The organism is Microbaculum marinum (assembly GCF_037855135.1).
Taxonomy (GTDB): Bacteria; Pseudomonadota; Alphaproteobacteria; order Rhizobiales; family Tepidamorphaceae; genus Microbaculum; species Microbaculum marinum.
Map to the genome: position 1 here is coordinate 212,925 of NZ_JAZHOF010000009.1, position 25,882 is coordinate 238,806.

The 25,882-nt window shown below is 66.0% G+C and carries 22 protein-coding genes; 13 read left to right on the forward strand and 9 right to left on the reverse strand.

The features are described 5' to 3' along the window. Positions 1 to 134: 134 nt before the first annotated feature. The 12 genes from V3328_RS21050 to V3328_RS21105 all read left to right on the forward strand — a co-directional run bounded on the left by V3328_RS21050 (position 135) and on the right by V3328_RS21105 (position 15,174). The gene (locus V3328_RS21050; RefSeq protein ID WP_340331683.1) at positions 135 to 827 is read left to right on the forward strand and encodes a cysteine hydrolase family protein; all 693 of its coding nucleotides are present in this window, start codon (positions 135 to 137) and stop codon (positions 825 to 827) included. Positions 828 to 900: 73 nt separating this feature from the next. Continuing rightward, positions 901 to 1,893, forward strand: a complete 993-nt coding sequence (locus V3328_RS21055; RefSeq protein ID WP_340331684.1) for an urea transporter — start codon at positions 901 to 903, stop codon at positions 1,891 to 1,893. Between the two features lie 3 nt (positions 1,894 to 1,896). Next, complete coding sequence (locus V3328_RS21060) at positions 1,897 to 2,268, forward strand: cupin domain-containing protein (protein ID WP_340331685.1); 372 nt, start codon at positions 1,897 to 1,899, stop codon at positions 2,266 to 2,268. 138 nt (positions 2,269 to 2,406) lie between these two features. Next, on the forward strand, positions 2,407 to 5,127 hold the full coding sequence (locus tag V3328_RS21065) for a xanthine dehydrogenase family protein molybdopterin-binding subunit (protein WP_340331686.1): 2,721 nt from the start codon (positions 2,407 to 2,409) through the stop codon (positions 5,125 to 5,127). After that, positions 5,127 to 5,648 carry a (2Fe-2S)-binding protein gene (locus V3328_RS21070; protein ID WP_340331687.1) on the forward strand — a complete coding sequence of 174 codons (522 nt, stop codon included), beginning with the start codon at positions 5,127 to 5,129 and terminating at the stop codon, positions 5,646 to 5,648. Before V3328_RS21065 ends, V3328_RS21070 begins: the two co-directional genes overlap by 1 nt. Further along, positions 5,648 to 6,772, forward strand: a complete 1,125-nt coding sequence (locus V3328_RS21075) for a hypothetical protein (protein WP_340331688.1) — start codon at positions 5,648 to 5,650, stop codon at positions 6,770 to 6,772. The genes V3328_RS21070 and V3328_RS21075 overlap by 1 nt, the downstream gene beginning before the upstream one ends. A 183-nt stretch (positions 6,773 to 6,955) precedes the next feature. Further along, complete coding sequence (locus V3328_RS21080; protein WP_340331689.1) at positions 6,956 to 7,708, forward strand: SDR family oxidoreductase; 753 nt, start codon at positions 6,956 to 6,958, stop codon at positions 7,706 to 7,708. Positions 7,709 to 7,938: 230 nt separating this feature from the next. Further along, entirely contained in the window at positions 7,939 to 8,937 is a 999-nt protein-coding gene (locus V3328_RS21085) for a Bug family tripartite tricarboxylate transporter substrate binding protein (protein ID WP_340331690.1), read from the forward strand. Between the two features lie 133 nt (positions 8,938 to 9,070). Continuing rightward, positions 9,071 to 9,718, forward strand: a complete 648-nt coding sequence (locus tag V3328_RS21090) for a tripartite tricarboxylate transporter TctB family protein (RefSeq protein WP_340331691.1) — start codon at positions 9,071 to 9,073, stop codon at positions 9,716 to 9,718. Further along, positions 9,711 to 11,216, forward strand: coding sequence for a tripartite tricarboxylate transporter permease (locus tag V3328_RS21095; protein WP_340331692.1), 1,506 nt, complete (start codon positions 9,711 to 9,713; stop codon positions 11,214 to 11,216). Before V3328_RS21090 ends, V3328_RS21095 begins: the two co-directional genes overlap by 8 nt. Before the next feature lie 40 nt (positions 11,217 to 11,256). After that, a complete protein-coding gene (locus tag V3328_RS21100; protein ID WP_340331693.1) occupies positions 11,257 to 12,411 on the forward strand; it encodes a sialidase family protein in 1,155 nt (384 codons plus the stop codon). Positions 12,412 to 12,681: 270 nt separating this feature from the next. After that, positions 12,682 to 15,174, forward strand: coding sequence for a mechanosensitive ion channel domain-containing protein (locus V3328_RS21105; protein WP_340331694.1), 2,493 nt, complete (start codon positions 12,682 to 12,684; stop codon positions 15,172 to 15,174). 6 nt (positions 15,175 to 15,180) lie between these two features. Here V3328_RS21105 and V3328_RS21110 read toward each other — a convergent pair whose 3' ends face one another. The 5 genes from V3328_RS21110 to V3328_RS21130 all read right to left on the reverse strand — a co-directional run bounded on the left by V3328_RS21110 (position 15,181) and on the right by V3328_RS21130 (position 19,794). Then, a complete protein-coding gene (locus V3328_RS21110; RefSeq protein WP_340331695.1) occupies positions 15,181 to 16,467 on the reverse strand; it encodes a TRAP transporter large permease in 1,287 nt (428 codons plus the stop codon). Beyond that, the gene (locus V3328_RS21115) at positions 16,464 to 16,958 is read right to left on the reverse strand and encodes a TRAP transporter small permease (RefSeq protein WP_340331696.1); all 495 of its coding nucleotides are present in this window, start codon (positions 16,956 to 16,958) and stop codon (positions 16,464 to 16,466) included. Before V3328_RS21115 ends, V3328_RS21110 begins: the two co-directional genes overlap by 4 nt. A 93-nt stretch (positions 16,959 to 17,051) precedes the next feature. Next, a complete protein-coding gene (locus tag V3328_RS21120) occupies positions 17,052 to 18,020 on the reverse strand; it encodes a TRAP transporter substrate-binding protein (protein WP_340331697.1) in 969 nt (322 codons plus the stop codon). Positions 18,021 to 18,210: 190 nt separating this feature from the next. Beyond that, the gene (locus V3328_RS21125) at positions 18,211 to 18,882 is read right to left on the reverse strand and encodes a TetR/AcrR family transcriptional regulator (protein WP_340331698.1); all 672 of its coding nucleotides are present in this window, start codon (positions 18,880 to 18,882) and stop codon (positions 18,211 to 18,213) included. 39 nt (positions 18,883 to 18,921) lie between these two features. Continuing rightward, positions 18,922 to 19,794 carry an amidohydrolase family protein gene (locus tag V3328_RS21130; RefSeq protein ID WP_340331699.1) on the reverse strand — a complete coding sequence of 291 codons (873 nt, stop codon included), beginning with the start codon at positions 19,792 to 19,794 and terminating at the stop codon, positions 18,922 to 18,924. A 241-nt stretch (positions 19,795 to 20,035) separates the two neighbouring features. Between V3328_RS21130 and V3328_RS21135 the strand changes: the two genes are divergently transcribed. Continuing rightward, complete coding sequence (locus V3328_RS21135; protein WP_340331700.1) at positions 20,036 to 20,686, forward strand: hypothetical protein; 651 nt, start codon at positions 20,036 to 20,038, stop codon at positions 20,684 to 20,686. A gap of 102 nt (positions 20,687 to 20,788) precedes the next feature. On the opposite strand, the gene V3328_RS21140 is transcribed toward V3328_RS21135, so the two are convergent. The 4 genes from V3328_RS21140 to kdpC form a co-directional block, all read right to left on the reverse strand. Further along, positions 20,789 to 21,721 (reverse strand): SMP-30/gluconolactonase/LRE family protein, encoded by a 933-nt coding sequence (locus tag V3328_RS21140; protein WP_340331701.1) that lies wholly within the window; start codon positions 21,719 to 21,721, stop codon positions 20,789 to 20,791. Positions 21,722 to 21,897: 176 nt separating this feature from the next. Further along, positions 21,898 to 22,593 (reverse strand): response regulator, encoded by a 696-nt coding sequence (locus tag V3328_RS21145; protein ID WP_340331702.1) that lies wholly within the window; start codon positions 22,591 to 22,593, stop codon positions 21,898 to 21,900. Further along, complete coding sequence (locus V3328_RS21150) at positions 22,590 to 25,289, reverse strand: ATP-binding protein (RefSeq protein WP_340331703.1); 2,700 nt, start codon at positions 25,287 to 25,289, stop codon at positions 22,590 to 22,592. Before V3328_RS21150 ends, V3328_RS21145 begins: the two co-directional genes overlap by 4 nt. Next, complete coding sequence (kdpC, locus tag V3328_RS21155) at positions 25,267 to 25,872, reverse strand: potassium-transporting ATPase subunit KdpC (protein ID WP_340331704.1); 606 nt, start codon at positions 25,870 to 25,872, stop codon at positions 25,267 to 25,269. The genes V3328_RS21150 and kdpC overlap by 23 nt, the downstream gene beginning before the upstream one ends. Positions 25,873 to 25,882: the final 10 nt, after the last annotated feature.

Consider the following 25,882-nt stretch of genomic DNA (forward strand, 5'->3'; position numbering starts at 1 on the left):
AGCGCCGCGCACGCCCCGGCGCGGCTGCAGGTCCCAGAAATCTGGACTTTTCGGTTGAGCGAAGGGCAACATGACGTAAAGTAACTCCCGCTGGGTCATCTTGAACTTCCAGGGCACGGGGGAGACATCGTCAAATGCCGTTCATCGACGCGAAGCCATTTCCTTTTCAGTTCGATTTCGACCACGTCGCGCTCATCTGCATCGACATGCAGCGCGACTTCTGCGAGCCGGGCGGATTCGCCGAGTCGCTGGGCAACGACATCGCCAACATTCAGCCCTGCATCCCGGTGATCGCCCGGCTGCAGGCGGCCTTCCGCAAGGCCCGGCTGCCGATCATCCACACCAAGGAATGCCACAGGCCCGACCTGTCCGACCTGCCCACCGCCAAGCTCAACCGCGGTAACCCGAAGATCAAGATCGGCGAGTTCGGCCCGATGGGTCGCATCCTCATCGACGGGGAGCCGGGGGTCGATTTCATCTCCGAGAACGAGCCGCGCGAGAACGAGCTGGTCATCGCCAAGCCCGGCAAGGATTCCTTCTACCGGACGGAGCTCGACGAATACCTCATGCGCCGCAAGATCTCCGGGCTGGTGATCACCGGCGTCACCACCGAGGTCTGCGTCCAGACGACCATGCGCTGCGCCAACGACCGCGGCTACGACTGCCTGCTCGTCGAGGACGGCACCGACAGCTTCTTCCCGGAGTTCAAGGACGCGACGCTCCGGGCCGTCGTCGCCCAGGGCGGGATCGTCGGCTGGACGTGCAGGTCGGACGCGATCCTGGATATGCTGGCCAGGGAGGTGCCGGGCCAGGTCAGCCCGGCGTGACGGCCGTCCCGCCGCACCCGCGCGAGCGGCGGACGCCCGCGGTCCCCTCGCGGCAACGCCACGGAGGCAGCCCGTGAAGCCGCCGGTCGATTACCTCTTTCCGCCGATGACGTCCGGCACGGTCCCCTACTGGCGGCTGACGCTGCGCGGCTGCTCGCAGCTCTGTTTCCAGACCAACGAGTTGACCGGCATCTTCTTCCTGGTCGCCGTGCTGGTGACGTCGCCGCTCGCGGCAGCCTACATGCTGGTGGCCGCGCTCATGGCGCCCGGCGGGCGGATGCTGCTGGGACAGCGCGGCGCCGTGCTGGAGACGGGGCTTCCAGGCCTCAATCCCTGCCTGGTGGCGCTCTCCCTGCCGGCCTTCTTCGAAACCGGCTGGACCGACTGGGGCATGTGGGCGGTGCTCGTCGTCTGCGTCGCCGTCGCCATCGTCCTCGTCCGGGTCCTGCTGCTGGTCCTGCCCTTCCCGATCCTGGTGCTGCCCTTCCTGATCATCTTCTGGATCCTGTGGGCGCTCGAGCCGCATGTCGGCTTCCTCGAACCGGCCGCCGGCGGACCGGCCGCGGCCGCGACCTTCCAGCCCGTCGCCGCGGTGCTGCGCGGTCTCGGCGAAACGCTGTTTTCCCCCGCCATCGTGTCGGGCCTGCTGTTCCTGTGCGGCGTCCTGCTCGGCAACTGGCGGCACGGCGTGATTGCGCTCGTCGGCGCAACGACCGGGACCGTGGTCGCCTACTATTACCGGCAGGTCGATCCCGGCAGCGCCGACCTCGGGCTCTACGGCTTCAACGGTGTTCTGGCGGCGGTATCGGCCTACGTGGTGTGCGGCGGCAGGCTGAGGCTGGCGGTTCTCGGCGCCGTGCTGGCGACCATCCTGACGCCGGCGATCTCCGCCGTCGGCGTCCAGGCGCTGTCGGCGCCCTTCGTGCTCACCACCTGGTTCCTGCTTCTGCTTGGCTGGATCGAGGACCGCTGGTTCGGTGCGCCCCCGCAGCCGCAGCTCGCCGGGAGTGCGGCAACGCCGGCCGCGGACACGCAGACGCCCCTGCCGGCCCGCAACGGAGACTGATCGATGCCCAACCCGACCGCGCCGATCGTGCTGTCCGACTTCCTCGACTATGCGCGCAACCTGCGCGACGGCGAAGACTGGGTGGCCTTCCGCCCGGGCGTCACGGCGCACTGGTTCTACAACGAGGGCGGTGGCGGTCCCGCTGCCGTGCTGCTGCGCTACGAGGCCGGCGCTCGCGTTGCCCTGCACGAACATGTCGGCTACGAGCAGCTTTATGTGATCGAGGGCGACCAGTATGATGAGTACGGCGCCTATCCGGCCGGCAGCTTCATCGTCAACCCGCCGGGCACCCGGCATTCGCCCGGCAGCAGGAGCGGCTGCATCGCCCTGCTGATCTACGAGAAGGCGGTCCGGTTCGTGGAAGCCGGCGAATAGCGCCGCCGGCGCCGCATCGCATGGCGAACTCCCCCTGCGGGACATGGCAAGCAGACGCTATGCTTTTGAATGAATCCAATGTACGGTTCCCCGGTGAAAGGCCGTCCTGGAAACGGCTGCAGGTTTGAGGGGAACCTGGTGAAGACGACGCGCCGTGAGTTTCTCGCGACGACCGTGGCGGGGCTCGCCATTTCGGTGAGCCCGATTCATCTTCTCAGACCGGTTGCAGGATCGAACGAGGCGAAAGCCGCGACGGTCGCACCGCCGCCCGACTGGCAGGCGGGGCCGGGCAAGGCCAGGTTCCGCATCGACGGCCTGCGCAAGGTCACCGGCCGGAAGACCTATGCCCGCGACTTCCACGCCCGCGACCTGGAGGGTTGGCCGGACGAGCAGGACGTCGTGCTCGTCATGCGGACGCCGGTCGCCAACCGCACCTTCCACGGCCTCGACCTGGGGCGGTTGCCGCAGGCGCTGCAGCCGAAATCGACCATCACGGCCGAGGACCTGGCCCGCGATCATATCGGCATCGCCGAGGACGACTACCCGGAGGGCGACTATCTGCTGCCTGCCGGCAAGGTGCCCGACTATCTGGGCCAGGAGGTCGCCCTCCTCTACTACGACGATTTCTTCACCATGGATAAGGCCCGTCGCGCCATCCGGTCGGACGTGCTGCAGGGACTGAGCTTCGGCGAGGAGATGCCGATCCGGCCCGAAACATACTACCAGCCGGAAACCAGCATCATTCACGCCGAACCTGAAAATGGCGACGAGCAGACCTTTTCGCAGGTTGGCGGCGGTCCCGTGCGGCCGGAAGAGGCCAGGACGCCGCGCGACATCGAGGCGATGGGCTGGGTCGACAGGATCCGGGAGATGATCGCGAGTTCCGAGGAGCGCGGCTGGACGACGCTGCACCGGACCTACGAGACCCAGGTCATCGATCCGATGTTCATGGAGCCGGAATCGGGTCTTGCCTGGCTCGACCGCGAGACCGCCACGCTGCACATGCTGATCGGCACCCAATCGCCCAGCTATGACGTGACGGCGGCGGCAGAGATTTTCGCCGGCCCGTTGTGCAGGATCGGCGTCAGGAAGGTCAACTTCCTCGCCGCGTATCCCGGCGGCGGATTCGGCGGTCGCGATACCTCGATCCTGTGTCTCTTCCTGGCTCTGGCCGCGGCCTATTCCGACCGGCCCGTCCAGATCATCAACGACCGCTTCGAGCAGTTCCAGGCGGGCATGAAGCGGCACGCGTCGCGCTGCGATCTGTCCATGGCGGTCGACAAGGACCGCAAGTTCAGGGCGCTTCGCAACTACATCTACCTGAACGGCGGCGGCCGGCGGAACGTCAGCACCTTCGTGGCGCAGGTCTCCGGCATCAACGGCACCGGTCCCTACGGGGTCCCCTACGTCGACATCTGGTCGCGCGCCCTGAAGACCAGGGCGATCACCGCCGGCTCGATACGCGCCTTCGGCGCGGTGCAGAGCCAGTTCGCCATCGAGACGATGGTGGACGAGCTTGCCGCCGAGATCGGCGTCGACCCGATCGCGCTGCGGCGGGCAAACGTCCTTCTGGAAGGCGAGGCCGTCGACACCGGCGCGCCCAACGCGCCCCCCGGCCTTCCGGAAATGTGCGACCGGGCCGCGGCGCATCGGCTCTGGCGGGAGCGCGACGCCCGTCACGCGGCGGCGGCCGGCAGCGACGTCGCCTACGGCGTCGGCTTCGCGATCACCATGAAGAACTACGGAACCGGCGCCGACGCGGCGCTCGACGAGGTCGCCATCGATCCGGACGGCAGGATCACCGTGACGACCAACGTGATCGACATGGGCAACGGTTCGGCGACCACGCTGGCCATTGCGACGGCCACGCACCTCGGCGCCAACGCCACCGAGGTGAAGACCGGCTACCTCGACCCCTTCGAGGCCCTGCAGCTCGAGCAGAGCTTCGAGATGCAGCCGGACAATCCGCGCTGGACGCCGCTGATCCACGAATCGACCAAGGCCTCCTCGACCTCGTCGAAATGGGTGCATGGCGTCGAGCAGGCCTGCTCTGTGCTGCTGGCGAGCGGCCTCCTGCCCGCGGCCCGCGAACTGTGGGGAGCCGGCGCGGAAGGGGTGAGCGTCGCCGACATCCGCTGGGAGGACGGTGCGCTTGCCGCCGACGGCCGCCAGGCCATTCCGCTGCCGGCGCTGGCGCGTCAGGCCCACGAAAAGGGTCATGTCGTATCGGCGATGATCCACGCCTTCTACAGCGGCCGCTGGATCGAGGCCGACTACACCATCGGCGCCGAGACCCACCGATGGCAGATCGACGCCCTGTCGGTCCGCCGCGGCGGACAGACGGGCCGCGACCTGATCGACCGCAAGAACGCGAAGCTCTTCACCGTCGAGAGCACCTATGAGGGCAACGGCCAGAGCTTCGGCGCCTGCGCCTGCCTGGCCTCGGTCACCGTCAACCGCCGGACCGGGGAGGTCAGGCTCGACGAGGCGGTGCACTATCTCGGGCCGGGCAAGGTGCGGCAGCAGGATCTCCTGGAGGGCCAGCTCGACGGCTGTTTCGCCATGGGTCTCGGGCAGGCCCTGCTGGAGGACATTCCCGCCTACGAGGATGGCGGCGGCGACGGCTTGTGGAACCTGCATCGCTACAACGTGCCGCTGGCCCGGGATGTCGGCCTCGGCCGGGTCGAGAAGGTGATACTCCCGCCGGAATCCGACGATGCGCCCGCCCGCGGCATCGCCGAGGTCGGCATGATCCCGATCCCTCCGGCGATCGCCAACGCGGTCGCCCATGCGACGGGCGTACGGTTCCGGCAGCTGCCGATCACTCCGGAACGCGTCCGGGCGGCCTGGAGGGGATGATGGATACGATCGACCTGGACTTCACCCTGAACGGCGAGCGCGTCAGCCGGTCGGGCATCGATGCCGACATGATGCTGGTCGATTTCCTGCGCGAGGACCTCGGCCTGACCGGCACCAAGTTCTGCTGCGGCATCGCGGTCTGCCGCGTCTGCACCGTCTCGCTCGCCCGCGTGCCCGGCGCGCACGAGGTCGCGATCCGCGCCTGCACCACCCCGCTTTCCGACATCAACGGGCAGGTGGTCACCACCGTCGAGGGGCTCGAGGACGACAACGGCCTGCATCCGCTGCAGCAGGCGTTCCTCGACAACTTCTCGTTCCAGTGCGGCTATTGCTGCCCGGGCTTTCTTATGGGCGCGTACGCGCTGCTGGACCGCCTGAAGCGCCAGCCGATTCCGGCCGAGGCGGTCGACGCCGCCATCGCCGACGCGGTCGGCGAGCACATCTGCCGCTGCACCGGCTACGTGCGCTACTACCGCGCGATCCGGCAGGTCGTGCTGGATACGCCGGGACTGGTGACGTGATGCGTGGTCGGGGCGGGACCGTGAAGGGGATCGTCGCCGTCCTGCTCGCCGGGGCCCTGGCGGCACTCGCCGGCGGCGCCGCTGCCCAGGACGATGCCTACACCATTCACGAATACGGCGCCGACTGCGCCGAGCTGATCGCCGAGGCGCCGGTGTTCTCCTGCCTCGACCTCGACCTCATTCCGGTGACCGTGAACGGCAGGACGCCGGACAACTACACGCCGCACATGCAGTGCGACCGCCCGGCCTACCTGCCCTATCCCGACAAGACCGACGGCCAGTGCGCACCCTACAGCCGCATCAAGGTCCACCGCGACGACGACATCCAGATGGTTCTGCTGTGCCGGCGCATGTACATCCGCCCGGTCGACGACCCGCAGTTCGACTCCATCGAAATCATCATGCACAACGTCAGGACGGGCAGCACCTGCTTCTTTATCTCGAAGGACTTCGGCGAGGATCCAAACGGTGAGGACGGCAGCCGCGTCCCGCCGCCGACCGAGTTGACGCCGCCGCCGGGCGAGGTCTCGGCGGAGGAGCTGTGGGCGACCCCGCAGGAGATTGCCGGCGACGGCTGCATCTACTGCCACGACAGCGATCCGTGGATGCGCACCCCCTGGGTCTCGCAGACCGGCCAGTTGCCGGCCGATCCGTGGGGCTTCCACTCCGTCGATGTCGGCGGCCCGTTCGCGAAGTGGCCGAAGCCGCACGCCATCTCGACGCGCGGCAACACCTGCACCGGCTGCCACCGCATCGGCTCGCTCAACACCTGCGGCGACCAGCTGATCCCGACCTTCGGCGAGCAGCCGGCAAAGATGCTCCAGTCGATCGGCCAGGCCCCGCACGGCCGCTTCGGCGCCCGGCCGGGAACGATCTACGAGTCGCCGCCCGACCCGTTCGACGCCTGGGCGTCGACCTATCCCCATTCCGCCTGGATGCCGCTCGGCAACGAGCTGCCCTACACCGAGTGGCGCCGCATCTACGAAAAGGACGTCGCCGACCTGCAGCGCTGCTGCGAGACTCCCGAGGCGCCCGAGTGCATCGTCACGCCGATCCAGGGCCTGCGCGCCTGGCTCGCGCAGCAGGACGCGGCAACCGCAATAGGCACACCGACGACAGACTGACGGAACGCTGACGACGCACTGTCGGCACTGCGACGGCACCGCATCGGTGTCGTTTCGGCGGCCGAAATAGCGCCGGGAAGCGGGTGCGGCCGCCTGCGGATTTTCCCTACTCTGGCACCGCCTTTCCGCCCGCGAGCGGAAGTTCGCTGCCATCCATCCGCACCGTCACCACGGAGAAATCCCGTGCAGGAAGTCGTAATCGTCACCGGCGCAAGCACCGGCATCGGGGCCGCCACCGCCCGCATCCTCGGCGCCGCCGGCGCCAGCGTCGTCGTAAACTACAAGAGTTCCAGGGACTTGGCCGAAGGCGTCGCCGCCGAGGTGGAGGCCCTGGGCGGCAAGGCGATCGCGGTCGGCGCCGACATGGGCGTCGAGGCCGACATCGTCCGCATGTTCGAGGAGACCGACAAGGCCTTCGGACCGTTGACCGGCCTCGTCAACAATGCCGGCATCAACAGCCCGAAGCACCGTGCCGTTGAGGACTATACCTTTGAGGAAACAATGGGAATCCTCGCCGTCAACACCGCCGGCGTGCTGATTTGCTGCCGCGAAGCGGTGAAGCGGATGTCGACCAAGCACGGCGGCAAGGGCGGTGCGATCGTCAACGTCTCGTCGATCGGCGCTCTCACAGGCTCCCCCGGCCGGTTCATCCACTACGCCGGCTCGAAGGCCGCGGTAGACACGATGACCATGGGCATCGCCGCCGAGGTCGTGCGCGACGGCATCCGCGTCAACGCGATCCGGCCGGGCATGGTCGACACGCCGATCCACGCCAAGACCGGCCAGGCGGACAGGCTGACCCAGGCGGCCACGCTGACGCCGCTCGGCCGGGCCGGCAGACCCGAAGAGGTCGCGGAGGCGATCGTCTGGATGCTGTCCGACAAGGCCTCGCTCGTCACGGGGGCGATTCTCAACGTCATGGGCGCCCAGCGCTGAGCCTGCACGTCCGGACGGGAGCTGCATGTTCCGGCGGTTTCATCGTGCGAAAATCACACGCACGGGCACCGGGTCGCGCACCGAGTTGTTATAGCGTCGACCCATTGACGCCGCGCCGCGCGGCCGGGAACCGGTGACCGCCGGGCTTTGATCGCGCAGGGATTTCGGCGATCCGAACCGAGCATCGCCGGCGGCGACAACACGACGTCTACAGTTGGGAGGACACGGAAATGACCACATCGACCTTGGCTCTCCGCCGCGGTGCATTGACCCTCGCCGCGGCCTCGGCGCTCGTCACCGCGACACTCGCCCTCGCCCCCGCCAGCGCATCGGCGAACGACTATCCGAACAAGCCGATCACCGCAGTCGTGCCGTTCGGCGCCGGCGGCGGCACCGACACCCAGACCCGCCTGTGGGGCGAGGCGATGGCGCCGCTCATCGGCGAGCGCATCATCGTCGAGAACGTCGCGGGCGCGGCCGGCGTGATCGGGACGAAGCAGGGGATCGCTGCCGAGCCGGACGGCTACACGGTGGTGATGGGGGTTGCCTCGACGATCACCATCAATCCGTTCACCAATCCCGCCGCCGACTACAGTCCGATGGACGACCTCCAGCCCGTCGCCCAGATCGGGTATACGCCCTACGTGATGGTCGTGGCCAACGATCTCGGCATCAAGACGCTGCCGGAACTGATCGAATACGGACAGGAGCACGAGGGCGAGCTGACCTACGCCGGCTGGACCGGCGTCGGCGAAATGGCGCGCAAGGGCCTGGAGGTGAAGACGGGCCTCAAGATGACGCCGGTCCCCTACAAGGGCATGGTCGAGGCGATGACCGACATCATTGCCGGGCGTGCCTCGGGAACCATCGTCGATCTTGCCTCGGCGCTGCCGTTCATCCGCTCGGGCGACGTGACCCCGATCGTCATGACCGGTCCCGACAAGTCCCCCGCGCTACCTGACGTGCAGACGATCGACGAGGCCGGCGTGAAGGACTACTTCATCGACTCGTGGGTGACGCTCTTCGTCCCGAAGGGCACGCCGATGGAGATCGTCGAATACCTGAACGCCAAGACCCGCGAAGCGCTGCAGACGAAGGCCGTCCAGGATCGCTACGAGGAACTCGCGATCGAGTTCCGGGACTACGATGTCGCGCAAACCGAGGACTTCATCCAGCGGCAGATCAACGGCTGGAAGACCCTGATCGACGAGACCGGTTCGGGCAAGTAGCGGACCGGATCTCAAGTCGGTTCGACTGTCGTGCGGCAGGCCGAGGACCTCCGGCCTGCCGGACATCCCCTCAAGGGCAGCGCCTCGAGGCGTCTGCCAATCGTCCGGACTGATCCCGATCCAGGAACCAACGATGGAACTTGAACCGACGGGCCCGCACGGATCGCGCACGGTGCCGCGCTATGCCCGGGTCGACGTGATCGGCGGGGCCGTGATGGTCTTCATTGCCGGCCTGATCTGGTACGGCGCGATCGGCCTTGCCGTCGGCAACATCACCAACTTCGGACCGGGGGCGATGCCGAGAGTGCTCGCCGGCATTCTGCTGTTGGCCGGCGGCGCGGTACTCGTGCACGGGCTGTTCCAGCGCCCCGGGGAAGCGGAGCCGCTGACGCTCGCGCTGCGCCCGCCGCTGATACTGACCATTGCGATCTTCCTGTTCGCCCTGTTCATCCGGGGCGGCGACTTCTGGTTTCTCACCACTCCTCGGTTCGGCATCATGGTGGTGGGGCCTTCGACCGTCCTCATAGCCGGATTGGCCACGCCGGAGGCGAACCTGAAGGAGCTCCTGGTGCTGGCCTTCGGGCTGACCGCGGCGGCCCTCCTCGTCTTCTCCGATCTCCTCGGCGTGCCGATCCCGGTGTTTCCGAGGGGTCTGGAGAACATGATCCCGCCCTCCTTCGGGCTCGATGCGGCTGTGAGGGTCCTTTACCTGGTCTACGGCTCCGTCGCGGCAGCCTTCTACGTCATCTTCTTCGGCGTTCCGGAGGCGCTGCGTGGCTGAACTCTTCAACCATCTCATCCTCGGGTTCTCCGTCGTCCTGTCGGTCCAGAACGTGCTGCTGTGCCTCGTCGGCTGCCTCGTCGGGACGATGATCGGCGTGTTGCCGGGCATCGGCCCGCTGGCGACCATCGCGATCCTGCTTCCCATCACCTACAATGCCGAGCCGATCGGCTCGCTGATCATGCTCGCCGGGATCTACTACGGCTCGCAGTACGGCGGTTCGACCACGGCGATCCTGGTCAACATGCCGGGCGAGTCATCGTCCGTGGTGACGACGCTGGACGGCCATGCGATGGCGCGCCAGGGGCGGGCGGGCAAGGCGTTGGGGATTGCGGCAATCGGCTCCTTCATCGCCGGAACCTTCGCCACCCTCGTCGTCGCCGGAATTGCCGTCCCCCTGTCGCGTCTGGCGCTCGGCTTCACGGCAGGCAACTATTTCGCGGTGATGGTGCTGGGCCTGAGCCTGGCGATCGTGCTCGCCGGGGGGTCGCTGCTCAAGGCGTTCTGCATGCTGCTGATCGGAGTGACGATGGCGATGGTCGGCGCGGACCAGATCACCGCGGAGCCGCGCCTGACGTTCGGCAGCCAGGATCTCTACGACGGATTCGGAATAGCCATCCTCGCCATGGGACTGTTCGGGATCGCCGAGATCCTGCGCAATCTGGAGAACCCCGAACGTCGTCCCTTCGCGGGAGACGTGGTCGGCGGCCTGCTCCCGGACCGCAAGGACATGCGCGAGTCCGCGGGCGCCATAGCCCGCGGCTCGCTGCTCGGGGCGATCGTCGGCATCATCCCCGGTAACGGGGCGACGCTCTCCTCCTTTGCCTCATATGTCCTTGAAAAGCGGGTCTCATCGCACCCCGAACGTTTCGGAAAGGGCGCGATCCAGGGAGTCGCGGGCCCGGAGTCCGCCAACAACGCGGCAGCGCAAACGACGTTCGTCCCGCTTCTCACCCTCGGTCTTCCCTCGACCGCGACCATGGCGCTGGTGGGCGGCGCGATGACCCTGCACGGGGTCGTTCCCGGCCCGCAGGTGATAGACCTCCACCCGGACCTGTTCTGGGGCGTCGTCACATCGATGTGGATCGGCAATCTGATGCTCGTCATCATCAACCTGCCGCTGATCGGCATCTGGGTGAAGTTCCTCAAGGTGCCCTATCGCCTGCTGTTCCCGATGATCGTGCTGATCTGCTGCATCGGCATCTACTCGGTGAACTCGCGACCCTCGGACGTCATCCAGGTCGCGCTGTTCGGGGTCATCGGCTATGTGCTGCACAAGCTGAAGTTCGAACCGGCGCCGCTGTTGCTGGGACTGGTGCTCGGCGGAATGCTGGAAGACAATCTTCGCCGCGGCCTCATCCTGAGCCACGGCAACGTCCTGGTGTTCCTCAGCGACCCGCTGACGCTGGCGCTCCTTCTGGTGACGCTGGTCGTGCTCGGCTCGGCGCTGCTGCCGGCTCTCGGGAAGCGACGGGAGCTTCTCGCGGAAGAAGACTGACAGCCGACGCGAACGTGGCCACCGGAGACCACAAGCCCACATGCCGTTCAGACTGCCCGCCCCCAGACCGGCGCGCGACGCCGACCACAAAATCGTCATTCGGCGCGAGGACGCCTTCTGCGGCTGGCCGTTCTACTGCGGACTGTGGCGGGTCGCCAACGGCGACCTCGTGGCCGGCTTCAAGATGGTCGCCGCAAGCTATCGCGACGAGGCCGAGATCGCCCACGACCGGCTGACCTATCGCCGCGGCGACCTCGTCCTGATCCGCTCCGGCGACAACGGCGCCAGCTGGAACGATGACGATCTGGTCCACGTCCACCGGCTCGACATCAATGCCACCGAGATCCTGTCTCAAGGTCCGCGCGACTACCGCACCGAAGGGCCCCTGGATTTCTCAAGCCCCGACACGCTGATCATGTCCGGAGCCGTTCCGGCGTTTCTAAAGCCCGACAGCCAGGCCTGGCTGCGGGCCTCCACCGACGGCGGCCGCACCTGGCGGCGCCATATCCTGCTGCCGATGGGAGGCTTTCCCGCTCTTTCCGGCAGCGGCTCGTCGATGGTCCGAAGCGACGGCATGAACCTGATCGGGCTGGCGATGACGACCGACGACGGCTGGGTCAACCGACCGCTCGTCTATGGCAGCCGCGACGGGACGGAGTGGCACTTCGTCTCCTTCATCACCCCGCGGCCGGACGACTCGCAGTCGCTCAGCCGCCGCGAGGGGAACTTCATCTTCGGCGCGATCGGGCAGTTCTACCCGCGCCTGATCGCGATGCAGGACGGACGGATACTGGCGTCCGTCCGCTTCCAGCGGGATGCGCGCAACGTGATCTGGACCGACATCTACCGGTCGGAGGATGGCGGGCTTACCTGGCACTACCTGTCGCGCGTCAGCGAATGGGGTGCGCCTGGCGACCTGGTCCAGCTTCGCGACGGCCGCGTGGTCTGCGTCTACGGCTACAGGGTCAATCCCCCCGGCATCCGGGCAAGGGTCTCGGAGGATTTCGGAGCCACATGGGGAGGCGAGATCATCCTGCGCGACGATGGCGGAAGCTGGGATCTCGGCTATCCGCGGATCATCGAGCATGAGCCCGGACGTGTCCTGGCGATCTACTACATGAACCGCGCCGACGACCCCATCCAGATGAACGGGGGCGTACGCCACATCGCCCAGACCACGTTCATGCCCGACTGAGCTGCCGCCGCCGGCCGGAAGACCGCCAGTACAACGATCGACGGCCAGGACTTTCGGAGTATCGAAAAAGACGGGACGCCCCGTCCGTTCGAATACGCCAGTCCATTTCACGGCGTGACGGGCTTCACCTTCACGGCCCGCACAAGGAACCCGTTGAATTCTTCGCTGCAGGGTTCGACAGACCAATATCGTCGGCTACGCTCGCGGCAACGGGGCTTCCGTTTCGTCACATACCCCAACCGGTTTCATGTCTGTCGCCCGGATATTTGCTTGCGTGAAGCGAATCCGCCAGAGTCGCGGCAACAAGCTGGCGTCGACCGCTGCGGCATGCTGTCGGCGTCGCAATGCCCTTACGTGTCGAGTGCGCTGGCGCTCGCGTCAGCCAATACCGCCCCCTACGGATACGATCGACCCATGCGCTGCATCCTTACTGCCTTCCTCCTTACGTGTGCCCTCCTGATCGGCAGCGTGTCGGCGCAGGAGGGAGCGCCGCCCGAGGCGCCGGGCGGCGCCGCGGCAGGCGCTCCATCGGACGGCTCCGGCGTCGAAGCCCCGGCGGGATCGGTTCAGTCGCTCATCCAGATCCTGGAGAACGACCAGGCGCGCGCCGAACTCATCGCCAAGCTGAAGGAGACGGCGGCGGCGGATCCTGCACCCGAAGCGGCGCCTGCCGAAAGCGAGGATCTCGGCCCTGCGCGGATCGCGGCCGAATACACCCGCTCGATCGCCAATCATACCGCAGAGCTCGTGACCACCTTGGGACGCGTCGGTGCCGATCTGGGCGACGCGCTGTCCGACACCAGCGAGATCGATACGATGCGGCTGGGCCGTACGGTGCTCAATCTCTGCCTTTCGGTGGCCGTCGTGTTCGGCGCATTCGTGCTGCTGCGCCTGCTCTCCCGGGCTCCCTTGCAGATGTTCGCGCGGCGCGCGGAAGGCAGGCGCTGGGTCGCACGCGTCATGTATCTCGTGCCGACGCTGCTCGTGGAAGCGGCAACCATCGTGCTCGCATGGCTGGCCGGCTACGTGTTCTCGCTCTTCTTCGGCAGCCGCGGCGAGATGAGCATCTATCAGACGCTCTTTCTCAATGCCTTCATCGCGATAGAAGCCGTGAAGCTGGTCTGCCGACTCCTGTTGATGCCGGCGTACCCGGCGCTGCGCCTGATCCCGCTCGGCGATACCGGAGCAGCCTACTGGTACTTCTGGCTCAGCCGCGTCGTCAGCCTTGTCGGTTACGGCCTCCTGTTCGTGGTGCCGGTCGCGGCCGCCGAGATATCACCCCGATTCTCCGGTGCGGTGAAGGTGCTCGTCGTGCTGACGGCGGTCGTCATGACCATCCTGATCATCCTGCAGAACAAGGGCCGGGTCCGGGCCTTCCTGCACCGGCGGATGGAGGCCGGCAAGACCGACGCGCTCGGCCGGTTCTTCGCCTTCCTTGGAAACCACTGGCACCAGATCGCGATCCTCTACCTGATCGCCTTCTTCGTGGTGTGGAGCGTCAATCCGGAGGAAGCCCTGCCGTTCATGCTGCGTGCGACGGCCGAGTCGCTGGCGGCGATCGTGGTGGGCGTCCTGGTCACGGGTTTCGTGTCCCGGGCGATCTCCCTGGGACTGCGGCTGCCGGACGACGTGAAGCAGCGGCTGCCGCTGCTGGAATCCCGTCTCAACGCCTTCGTGCCGACTGTCCTCAAGGCCGTTCGTCTCGTCGTGCTGGTTGCGGTGCTGCTGACGATCGCCGACGCCTGGAACCTCCTGCAGGTACTCGAATGGATCGGCTCGGAGGAAGGACAGGGCTTCCTCGGCAAGATCCTTTCGGTGCTGATCGTTCTGGGTATCGGCGGGGCGATCTACCTGACCGTCACGTCCTGGGTCGAGTATCGCCTCAATCCCAGTGCCGGGCGGCCGCCGACGGCACGCGAGATCACCCTCCTGTCGCTGCTGAGGAACGCCTTCACGATCGTCCTGTGCGTGATCGTCTTCATGCTGGTCCTGTCCGAGATCGGGGTGAACATCGGACCGCTGCTCGCCTCGGTCGGCGTGCTGTCGCTCGCCTTCTCGTTCGGCGCCCAGAAGATGGTCCAGGACGTGGTGACCGGCGTCTTCATCCAGTTCGAGAACGCCATGAATACCGGCGACGTGGTCACCGCCGGCGGGATCACCGGCGTCGTGGAGGCGCTGTCCATCCGCTCCGTGTCGCTGCGCTCGCTCGACGGGACGCTGCACCTGATCCCGTTCTCGTCGGTCGATGCGGTCTCCAACTTCATGAAGGGATACAGCTTCCACGTCGCCGAGATCGGCGTCGCCTACCGGGAAAGCATTCCGGAGGTGAAGCAGGCGATGCTCGACGCGTTCGAGAAGCTGAAGGAGACCGAGCACGGCGCCTCGATCATCGGCGACCTGGAGATGCACGGCATAACGGCGTTCGCCGATTCCTCGGTCGTCGTGCGCGCCCGCATCAAGACACCACCGGGCAGCCAGTGGGGCGTCGGCCGGGCCTACAACGAGATCATCAAGGAGGTGTTCGACGAGCGCAACATCGAGATCCCGTTCCCGCACGTCACCCTGTACATGGGCGAGGACAAGCAAGGCAACGCGCCGCCGATGCGCGTGATCAACGAAGACGGCGACAAGGCGAGGATCGCGCCGGAAGAGGCCCGCGACCGGACCGCCACGACGGGAGCGACCGACCTGGCCGAGCCGCGCCGGGGTCCGGTGACGCCGGTCAACCAGGATGGCCCCGACACCGACGAGGGCAAGGAGTGAAGGCGCTCAGCCGTAGACCAGATTGGGCAGCCAGAGGCTGAGTTCGGGCACCAGGGCGATCAGCACGACCACCGCGATCTCCGCAGCGATGAGCGGCCAGAGCATCCGGTTGATCCGGCCGAGGGGCACATCGCTGATCGCGGCCGCGGTGAAAAGCGTGTAGCCGAAAGGCGGGGTCGCCAGGCCGATGCCGAGATTGACGACGATCATCGCTCCCAGGTGGACGGGGTCGAGACCGAGCTGCGTGCCGATGGAGATCAGGAAGCCCGAGAACACGATCATGATGGCGATGGTGTCCATCAGTGCGCCGACGAGCAGCAGCACGACGTTCAGGACCAGCAGCACGATCACCTTTTCGTCGGAGAACTGGGCGATTGCCGCGCCCAGCCGATCTGCCACCTTCTCCAGCGCGATCAGCCAGCCATATGCCGTCGATAGCGCGACGATGAAGATGATCGCCGCGGTGGTGCGCATCGAGCGCAGCAGGATCGCCGGGATATCCGCCAGCTTCAGCTCCCGGTGGATGAACAGGCCGACGATGAGGCCGTAGAGGACACCGATGACGCCGGCCTCGGTCGGCGTGAATATGCCGCCGTAGATGCCGCCGAGGATAATGACCGGCGCCAGCAGGGCCCACTTGCTGTCCCACAATGCCCTGCCCAACTCGTTCCAGCTGAACCGCCGCGAGTCGCGCGGCAGGTCGATCCGGCGCGCGTAGACATTGCACATGGTCATGAGAGCCAGGCACAGGAGGAGGCCCGGCACGATGCCCGCCAGGAACAGGCGCGGAACCGAGACATTGGCGATGATGCCCCAGATCACCATCGGTATCGACGGCGGGATCATGATGCCTATCGGGCCGTACGCCGCCGCCAGCGCCGCCGCGAAGGACTTGGAGTAGCCGCGCTTCTCCATCTCGGGGATCGTCAGTTTGCCTATGGCAGCAGTCGTCGCCGGAGCCGAGCCCGAAATTGCCCCGAAGAAGGTCGCCGACAGGACCGCGACCATGCCGAGCCCGCCGCGCAGGTAGCGCGCCGTGACCATGGCGAGCTCGACCAGGCGGCCGGACAGGCCGCCCGTATGCATGATGTCGCCCGCAAGGATGAAGCAGGGCACGGCAAGCAGTGCGTAGACCTCGATTCCGGACACGGAATACTGGATTGCGACAATCGTATCGATACCGGAGACCAGCAGCGCCAGGACCACGCCGATGCCGATTGCGAAGGCGAAGGGAACGCCCAGCACCAACAGGACGGTGATGCCGGCGGTGAGGATCCAATCGGCACCGGTCATGTCGTTTCCCTTCCCGCGAGGCGGTTGAGAAGACGCGCGACCGCATGCAATACGATCAGCGCCCCGCAGACCGGAGCGACGCTGTAGAGATACTGGACGGGGTATCCCGTGGCGGCCGACGTGTTGTCCCAGGTCAGGTCGACCAGGCGGAGCCCGGCCTCGACGACGAAGATCCCGAAACCGGCGATCGTCAACTCGATCATCCCCTCCATTGCGGAGCGCCAGCGGTCGCTGGGGAGGCTGTCGATGAAGAAGGACAGGCGGATGTGGAAGCCCTCTCGCACCCCGACGCTCGACAGCAGCAGCACCGCCCAGACGAACAGGAACATCGCGATCTCTTCCGACCACGACAGCGGGTCGTTCAGGGCGTAGCGGAAGAAGACCTGCGCGAGCAGAGAAAGCAGGAACCCGGCAGTCAGGATAACGGCGACGGCCGCGGACACCTTCGACACGCCCTTGCTGACCAAGTCGACATATTTGACGACCGACATCGAGACCGACATTTCGTGGCCCGGGAGATTCGCGGATCTACAGGATACTGCCGGCGGGCGTGGAATCGCCCGCCGGCAGTTCCCGCGGAACCATTATCCCTTGGCTGCTGCGAGCCACTGGTCGAGCAGGTCCGACCCGACGCGATCGCGGTATTCTTCGTAGAGCGGCGCCATCTTCTCGCGGAAGGCACCGATATCCTGGACCTCATTGACCTGCATTTTGCCGCTAGCCTTGAGACCCTCGATGATGTCGCGCTCATGCTGGGCGCTGATCACCCGCTGCCGCTCGCAGGCAAGCATGCCGGCCTTGTGAATGGCCTCCTGCTGTTCGCTGCTGAGCCGGCTGTAAAAGCTCTTCGACATCATCAGCGGGGCCACGGTGTAGATATGATTGGTCAGCGAGAGATATTTGGTGATTTCGTCCAGGCTGAAGGCCGGAATGGTCCAGGCCGCGTTCTCCAGGCCGTCGACGGTTCCCTGCTGCAGCGCCGTTACCGTGTCGCCCCAGGCCATCGGCACTGCCGCGCCGCCGAGGTTGCGGAACATGTCGATGAAAAGCGGGCTCTGCATGACCCGGAACTTCACGCCGACCACATCTTCCGGCGTCTCGATCGGCTTTGCGTTGTTGATCATCTGGCGATAGCCGGATTCGCAGAAGGACAGACCGATGATGTTCTTCTGTTCCAGCGCATCAAACAGCTTCTCGCCAAGCGGGCCGTCCAGAATCTCCGCCGCCTGCTCCTGACTCGAATACAGGAAGGGCAGATCGTTGACCGCCAGCTGCGGCGCGACATTCGCGGCGGTCGAATTGGTGACGATCGCCATGTCGACGGTGCCGAGCTGCAAGCCCTGCATCAGTTCCTTTTCGTCGCCGAGCTGGCGGTTCGGATAGTAGGTGACCTCGAACTGTCCGGGCGCCACCTCTTCCAGAGCTTCCGTGAACTTGTTCGCCGCGATGGTGTAGACGTCGTCGTCCGTGCCGGAGCTGTTCGTTGCGAGCTTTATGGCGATCGGATCGGCCGCTGCCGCCATCAACGGAAGGGATATGACGGCTGCGACCACGCAACCGGCCAATCCCAGCTTCTTCTGAATTCCCATGGGTGTTTCCTCCTGGATTCTTTCAAGCGGCGGAACCAGCGGGACCGCGAGCGCTCCGTCTCCTTAATTATTGTTCTATCATTTAAAACGCAAGCGGTATTTTAGCAACTATTAAATTAGTCGGGCTGAATCGCTTGCGTCGTCGCCCGGCCCGCTACGGCATCGAGACCTTCAGGGCCCACCTCAGGGCGGAGTCGGCGCCATCCAGGCACAGATCGATCTTCGTGGCGATCAACGCGTCCAGATCGTCGCTCAACTGCTCGCCGTGCACCCATCGGCGATAGGCGGTGTGGAAGATAGCCGCGTGAATCGACTGCACCACTTCCAGTTCCAGAGGACTGAACTCCGAACCGTCGTCCCGTCCCCCGATGTCGCGCCGGATCGCCCTGCCGATCCTCGTAAAGATTCGCCTGGTCAGCACGTCGTAGTGGCGAGCGTTGTAGATGTTGTTGGCCAGTCCGCTGTACAGGAACAGCCGGACATGCTCGTAGGTCAGGACCTGATGGAAATACTCGCCATAGAAGGTCCTGAGGCGGGTGCGCAGCGGGATGGAATCGTCGTCCAGCAACCGCTCCCACGCCGGATACCTACTTGCCGGCAGAAGCTCCTCGTAGACCCGGTCGATGAGGGCCCCCTTCGTCGAGAAGTAGCGGTACAGGAGGGGTTGCGTGATGCCGATCCGCCGCGCGAGTTCGGCCGTTCCGGCGCTGAGACCCTGCTCGGCGAAATAGGCGGTCGCTTCTTCGATAATGACCCGCTCGCGCTCCTCCCACGACATTCGCCGACGGCGGCGCGGTGCCTCACTGCTGGGTGTCGTTGCAACCATGTCGTTGTGTCCGGCCCCGGATATCTCGCTCTTTCCCCGTCAAAGTGGGGCGAAGTCGTACAGTTCGGCCGGATTGTCCACCAGTATCCGTTTGCGAACCGACGGATCCGGCGCCCAGTCGGCGAGGAGGTCGAAAAGCTGACCGTCATCGACCATCCGGCCTTCGACGGCGGTGTGCGGCCAGTCCGACCCCCATACGCAGCGATGCGCCGCCCGGTCCACGAATGTGCGCGCCAGACCGGCGACGTCCGCATAGGGGAAACCGGCGGAAGAGTTGCGGTAGCCGGTCAGCTTGATCCAGGCCTTGTCCTTGTCCACCAGGTCCAGGATTCCCTTGACCACGGGATCATCCGCACCCGCGTCGGCGGGAACCCCGCCAAGATGATCGAAGACCATCGGGACCGGAATCCCGGCCAGGACCGGCAGCAGATCCACCCACTCTCTCGACGGCATGTAGGCTTCCAGATGCCAGCCGAAGGGGGCGACCCTGGCTGCGATTTCGGGCAGCTGATCGACCCGCGGGCCGCCGCGCGCCGTCGTGATGAAGCGCGCGGCCCGGATCCCCGCGTCGTGCAGGCCCTGAATGTGTTGCTCGCTCGCCGTCGCCTCGATCATCGCCACGCCGCGGACCCGATCCGCACCCATTTCGGCAATGGCGTCCGTCAGGCGGCTGTTGTCTGATCCGTACACGCTTGCCTGAACGATGACCGCCCGGTCGCACCCCAGGGCCTTCAGTATCGCGTCGTAGCTCTCGCAAGAGGCATCCGGCGGGGTGAAGCTGCGATCCTTCACGAACGGATATTTCTCCGCCGGACCAAATATATGGCTGTGACAGTCGCACGCCCCTGCCGGCGCCCTGAACTTCGGGGGAGTCGCCGTTGTTCGCGGCGGTTGGCACAGCACCTCATTCATTCGCTCACGTCCTTGCAAGTACCCGATTCGGCACGACGGCCTTTGTTTAGCACTTAATAAACTAACCCGCTTCCGTGTCAAAGCCGACGGCCCGCCGCCGCTCTTATTGACAGATCTATAATCAGTCTGTCATCTAGCGATCCGTGTCGGGCGCCCGCCCGGATCCCAGAAGCACGACGCGCCGGCCCTCCCGGGAGTGGGATGGAGGCGGAGTCCGTCATTCAGCCGGAGCCTCTAGAAGATGAGTGTAGCAGCCACCGACAACAGGGGTTTGATGCTTGCGATGATGGAGCCGCCCGCCAGTCTGGAGGACGAGTTTCAGCAATGGTACGACTCCGAGCACTTCCCCGAGCGCCGGTCGATCGAAGGCTTCCTGACGGCCAACCGCATCGTCTGCATCGACGGCTGGCCCCGCTACGCCGCGATGTACGACCTGTCCGACCTGGAAGTCATGCGGGGCACCGGCTACGCCAACATTTCAGGTGACAACTATTCCCGCTGGACGGACCGGATCATGGGCCATGTCTGGGGGCAGTATCGCGCGGAAGCAACGCAGATCTACCCCGGAAAGGCTCTCTTCGGAGACAATGGCGCCTGCTCCCGCGTCGCCCTTTGGCGCTTCCGGGCAGTCACCGAGACGCTGATGACGGAGATCGTGGACGGTCTGCGGACGCTCTATGAAGAGCGGCCGGAGACCGCTCAGGTTCGCGTCTTCCGCTCCCAGCAGCAGGACGCAATCGACTGCCTCGGGATCGTGGAACTGCACAGTCCCTGGAAGCCCGCCGAGGGCCAGACCGCCGTCTTCGGGGCGGCATTGAAGCATCTGGACCTCGTCAACATCTATACCCGATACCAGCGCGTATGGGGCGGCACGTATCCACAGCAGAAGTAGTCCGGCCGCAGGAACGAACAGCGACAGCCGGTGCGTTTGCTCCGGCCTCGGCGGCGACGGGTGGGTTCTCTCGGGCTGGCCGGCCAGGCGGGCCCCGACCCGTCAGCCGGGCCTGGAACCGTTGGTCGTCAGATAGATCGAGTAGAGCGACGTCGTCCCGCATATGAACATGCGGTTCCGCTTGACCCCGCCGAACGTGACGTTCGCGACGATCTCCGGAATCAGGATCTTGCCGATCAGAGTGCCGTCGGCATCGTAGCAGTGGACGCCCTCCGCCGTGCTGGTCCAGATACGGCCCTGCCAGTCGACCCGGAACCCGTCGAAGAGGCCGGAACCCGATTCGGCAAAGATCTCGCCGCCTTTAAGGCTCTTGCCGTTGGCACCCACGGTGAAGCGCCGGATATGGCGCGGACCGTCGGCGAGATGCGTGGCGCCGGTGTCGGCGACGTACAGGTATTTCTCGTCGGGCGAGAAGGCGAGGCCGTTCGGACGAACCATGTCGCCTACCACGCGAGCCACCGAACCGCTCCTGGGATCGATGCGAAAGACGAAGCAGCCGTCGATTTCCTGTTCCTGGCGATCGCCTTCGTAGTCGGTGTCGATGCCGTAGGAGGGGTCGGTGAACCAGATCGAGTCGTCCGACTTGACGACGACGTCGTTGGGCGAATTCAGGCGCCGGCCCTGCCATTTGTCGGCCAGGACCGTGATCGATCCGTCGACCTCGGTTCGGGTGACCCGACGGCTCAGGTGCTCGCAGGTGACGAGCCGGCCCTGGTTGTCGACCGTGTTGCCGTTCGAGTTGTTCGAGGACTCGCGAAAGACGGAGACCTGGTCACCTGGATCGGTGAGCCGCATCATCCGGTTGTTGGGAATATCCGACCAGACCAGATAGCGCCCGGCCGCAAACCAGGCCGGGCCTTCGCACCAGCGCGCGCCCGTCCATAGCCGCTCGACGCGGACATGACCGGCAAAGCAGTCAGCGAACCGCGGATCGAGGGTTACGATTTCCGTTCCCTCGACTTGTCCGTACCACATGTGTTTCCCCCCTGTTGCCGTTACGACGCGAGCCTATCGCCATTGCGCGAAGGCGTCGATGCAGGGGGCCTCGCCGAGGGACGGCTTCCGCCGGATCGGGACCTGTCGTCGCTTCCAGTGCGGGGTTGTGGGATCCCTGGCCGTCCTGCCTGTGGCCGGGGTTGCATCCGCTTCGCTTAGGGTTCGAGCAGCCGGTACCCGACGCCTGGTTCGTTCATGATGTAGCGGGGACTGGCCGGGTCGTCGTCCAGCTTCCGGCGGAGCTGGCGAATGAACACCCGCAGATACTGCGTATCGTGCTCGTGCGCCTTGCCCCAGACCTCGCGCAGCAGCGCCTTGTGCGTAACGATGCGCCCTGCATGCCGGGCGAGGGTCCACAGCACGTCGAACTCCTTTCGGGTGAGTTTCAGCGGTTTGCCGTCCTTGCGAACCTCGTGCGCGGCGACATCGATATGCAGGTTGCCGATCGCCACGGCAGCATGGACACCGGCATCCTCCGACGCCGACCGGTCACGCAGCAGGCTGCGGATGCGTGCCAGCAACTCCTTGATGCCGAAGGGCTTGACCACGTAGTCCTGCGCGCCCGCGTCGAGCGCCTCGACCTTCTCGGCCTCGGCCTGACGGACGGACAGCACCAGTATCGGCGTCTGGGACCACTCCCGGACCTTTGCGATGACGGCCTTGCCGTCGATGTCGGGAAGCCCGAGATCGAGCACGATGAGGTGCGGATCTTCGGTCGCCGCCTTCTGCACGGCCTCCAGGCCGGTCGCCGCCTCGAACACCGCGTAGGCGTGGGCCTCCAGGGCCACCCGCAGGAAACGCCTGATCTGGGCTTCATCGTCGACAACGAGGATGCGGGCGAGCGCGCTCATGCGGAGCGCTTCGTGCCGGCTGCGAGCGGCAGTCTGATCTCGATGCGTGTACCGGTACCGTCGGCAACCGCCGGCCCGGCGCGGATGCCGCCGCCGTGCGCATCGACTATGCCCTTGCAGATCGCAAGTCCCAGCCCCGTGCCGGCGCGCTGTCCGTCGGCTGCGCGCACGCGGTAGAACATGTCGAAGACGCGCTCCCGATCCGCCGGCGGGATGCCGGGTCCCTGATCGCTCACTGCGATCACGAGGGCGTCACCGCCCGTTGCTCCCGTGACGGTAACGTTGGAGCCGATCGGCGCATACCTGGCGGCATTGTCGAGCACGTTGGCAAAGACCTGCTGCATCAGTATCGGGTCGACATCCACAGGCGGCAGATCGTCGGCGACGTCAAGGATAAGCGTGTGCCTCTTCAGTTCCGGCCCGAGCTGCCGCACGGCCGCGCCGACAAGCTCGCGGACATCGCTCGGCTGGCGGTTGAGCTTCAACGCTCCATATCCCAGCCGCGTCATGTCGAGGAGATTCTGGACGTAGCGATTGAGGCGGTCGCCCTCTTCCCTGATCGTCTCGGCAAGTTGCCGGCGGCCATCGCTGCACAGCACTTCGTCTGCCTCGATCAGCGAACTGGCCGCCCCGATGATGGACACCAGCGGTGTCCGCAGGTCATGGCTGACCGAGGACAGCAGCGCCGAGCGCAGCCGTTCCGTTTCCGACAGGATGCGCGAGTCCTGAAGGTCCGAGACGAGCCGCGTGCGCTCGACGGCGATGGCCACCTGGTCGCCCAGGGCATCGAGGATGCGCAGGTCGTTCGGGCTCAGCGATCGCCGGTCCTCGGGTTTGATGCCCAGGACACCCTGGGTCCCCTGCGCCGTCCTGAGCGGCAGGAAAAGCCAGTTTGACGACGGGAGCGTGGCCGTCGTCCGGCCGGCGGGTTCCCCATGATCCCAGGCCCAGAGCGCTGCGCCATGGTCGCGGGCGTCGAGCTCGTCCAGGGGCGGAAAGGCTCCGCTGATCTCCAGCCTGTCACCGGCGCCCGGCATGAGCGCGACCGTCTGGCATCGCAGGATCGCTCCGACATTGCTGACGGCGGTCCAGACGACATCGTCGAAGGACGCGGCGCTGGCGAGCTTGCGGCTGAACTCGTAGAGGCTGGCGGTACGCCTGGCGATCGCCCGCTGGGCAATTGCCTGATTGCGCAGCCGGGCGGCCAGATTGCCGGCCAGAATCGACGCCACGTAGAAGAGTACCAACGTCAGGATGTCGTCCCGCCGGTGCATGATGAAGGTGCGGTAGGGCTCCGTGAAGAAGAAGTTGTAGGTGAAGAAGCTCACCGTCGCGGCGTAGAGCGAAGGCCAGAGGCCGAAGCGGGTCGCGGTGACGAGGACACCTGTCAGGAAGACGAGCGACAGGCTGGCAACCGGAAAAACACGTTCGATCACGAAAGCCGTCGCGGCGGCGAAGGCGACGATACCGGTGGCCGCGAGATACGCCCTGGGATCGCGCTCGACCTCAACCCGCCCGGCCCGGATTGCAGCCTTTCTTGCCTCGTCCTGGTCGGCGGCGATCAGGGTGATCTCGAAGTCCTCGCCCTTGCGGACCAGCGTCTCGGCCACCGTCTCGCGGGTAAAGCTTGCGAACATCCGGCGCGGACGGGGCCGGCCGATCAGGATCCTCGTGACGTTGCGAGACCGGGCGAACTCAAGGATCTCGCCGGCGATGTCGGACCCGGCGTTCACGCTCGCGATCTCGGCGCCGAGCGCCTCGGCGAGCCGCAACGCTTCGGCGATCCGATCCTTGGACGCCTCGGACAGGCTTTCCCTGGATGACGTGACCACGTTGAGGGCGAGCCAGGGCGCGCGCGCCCTGTCAGCCATGCGCTTTGCGGCCCGCACCAAAGGCTTCGCCACGGGCGCCTCGTTGATGCAGACCATGACGCGATCCTGCGTCGGCCACGGTCCGCTGATCGCGTGCGACTTCATATGCGCGATCATCTGCGCGTCCACACGGTCGGCGGCCACGCGCATGGCCAGTTCCCTGAGCGCTGTGAGATTGCCCTTTGAAAAGAAGTTCTCGATGGCACGGGCGATCTGGTCGTGCAGATAGACCTTGCCCTGGCGCAGGCGCTCGATCAGCTCCTCCGGCGGAAGGTCGATCAGTTCGATCTCGTCGGCGAGTTCCAGAACGTTGTCGGGTACGGTTTCGCGCACGCGTACCCCCGATATGCGCGCGACGATGTCGTTGAGGCTCTCCAGATGCTGGATGTTGAGGGTCGTGTAGACGTCGATGCCGGCAGCCAGCACGTCTTCGACATCCTGCCAGCGCTTCTCGTGCCGGCTTTCGGGTGCGTTGGTGTGAGCCAGTTCGTCGATCAGAGCGATTTGCGGCCCGCGTTCGATCAGCGCTTCGAGATCCATCTCGTGGAGAATGCGCCCGCGGTAGAAATGGGAGCGGCGCGGCAGCACGCTCAGGTTCCGCAGCAATCGTTCCGTTTCCTGACGGCCATGGGTCTCGACGATGGCGACGACCACGTCGGTGCCTTCGGCCGCGCGTGTCCGCGCGGCCTGAAGCATCGCATAGGTCTTGCCGACCCCCGGTGCGGAGCCGAGAAAGATCTTCAGCCTTCCGCGGCCTTCCTTTCCCGCCTCCGCGAGCAGAGCATCGGGCTCGGGCCGACTCTCACTTGACGGTGCTGGCCCCATCCGTTGGTCCCGTTTCATCTCCCGGAGCGGTGCGCTGGTCGAGCGCCAGGTTCAGCTTCAATACATTGACACCCGGTTCGCCGAATACGCCGAAGAGCGGCGCTTCGACATGCATGTCGACCAACCGGCGAAGCTCGCTCGCCGGCAGATCTCTCGCCCCGGCGACACGCACGATCTGAAGATAGGCACTTTCCGGGGAAATGTGCGGATCGAGCCCGCTGCCGGATGACGTGACGAGGTCGATCGGCACGCGGTGCACCCCGGTCTCCGCGGCGAGTTGCCGCGCTCGCCCTGCAACGGCTTCGATCAGCTCGATGTTCGTGGGCGCAAGGTTCGTGCCGCCGGAGGCGGCTGCGTCGTAACCGACGGCCGAGGGGCGACCGTGGAAGTATTCCGGCCGCGTGAACGCCTGTCCGACCAGTTCGGACCCGACCACCACTCCATTCCGGGAGATCAGACTTGAGCCTGCCCGGTGAGGAAACAGCGCCTGCCCGGCGGCCGTTATCGCGAGCGGATAGGCTCCGCCGGTCACCAAAGTCATGATCGCAAGCAGCACGATCGCGGGTCGCAACTGCGAGAGCATTGCCGGCTCC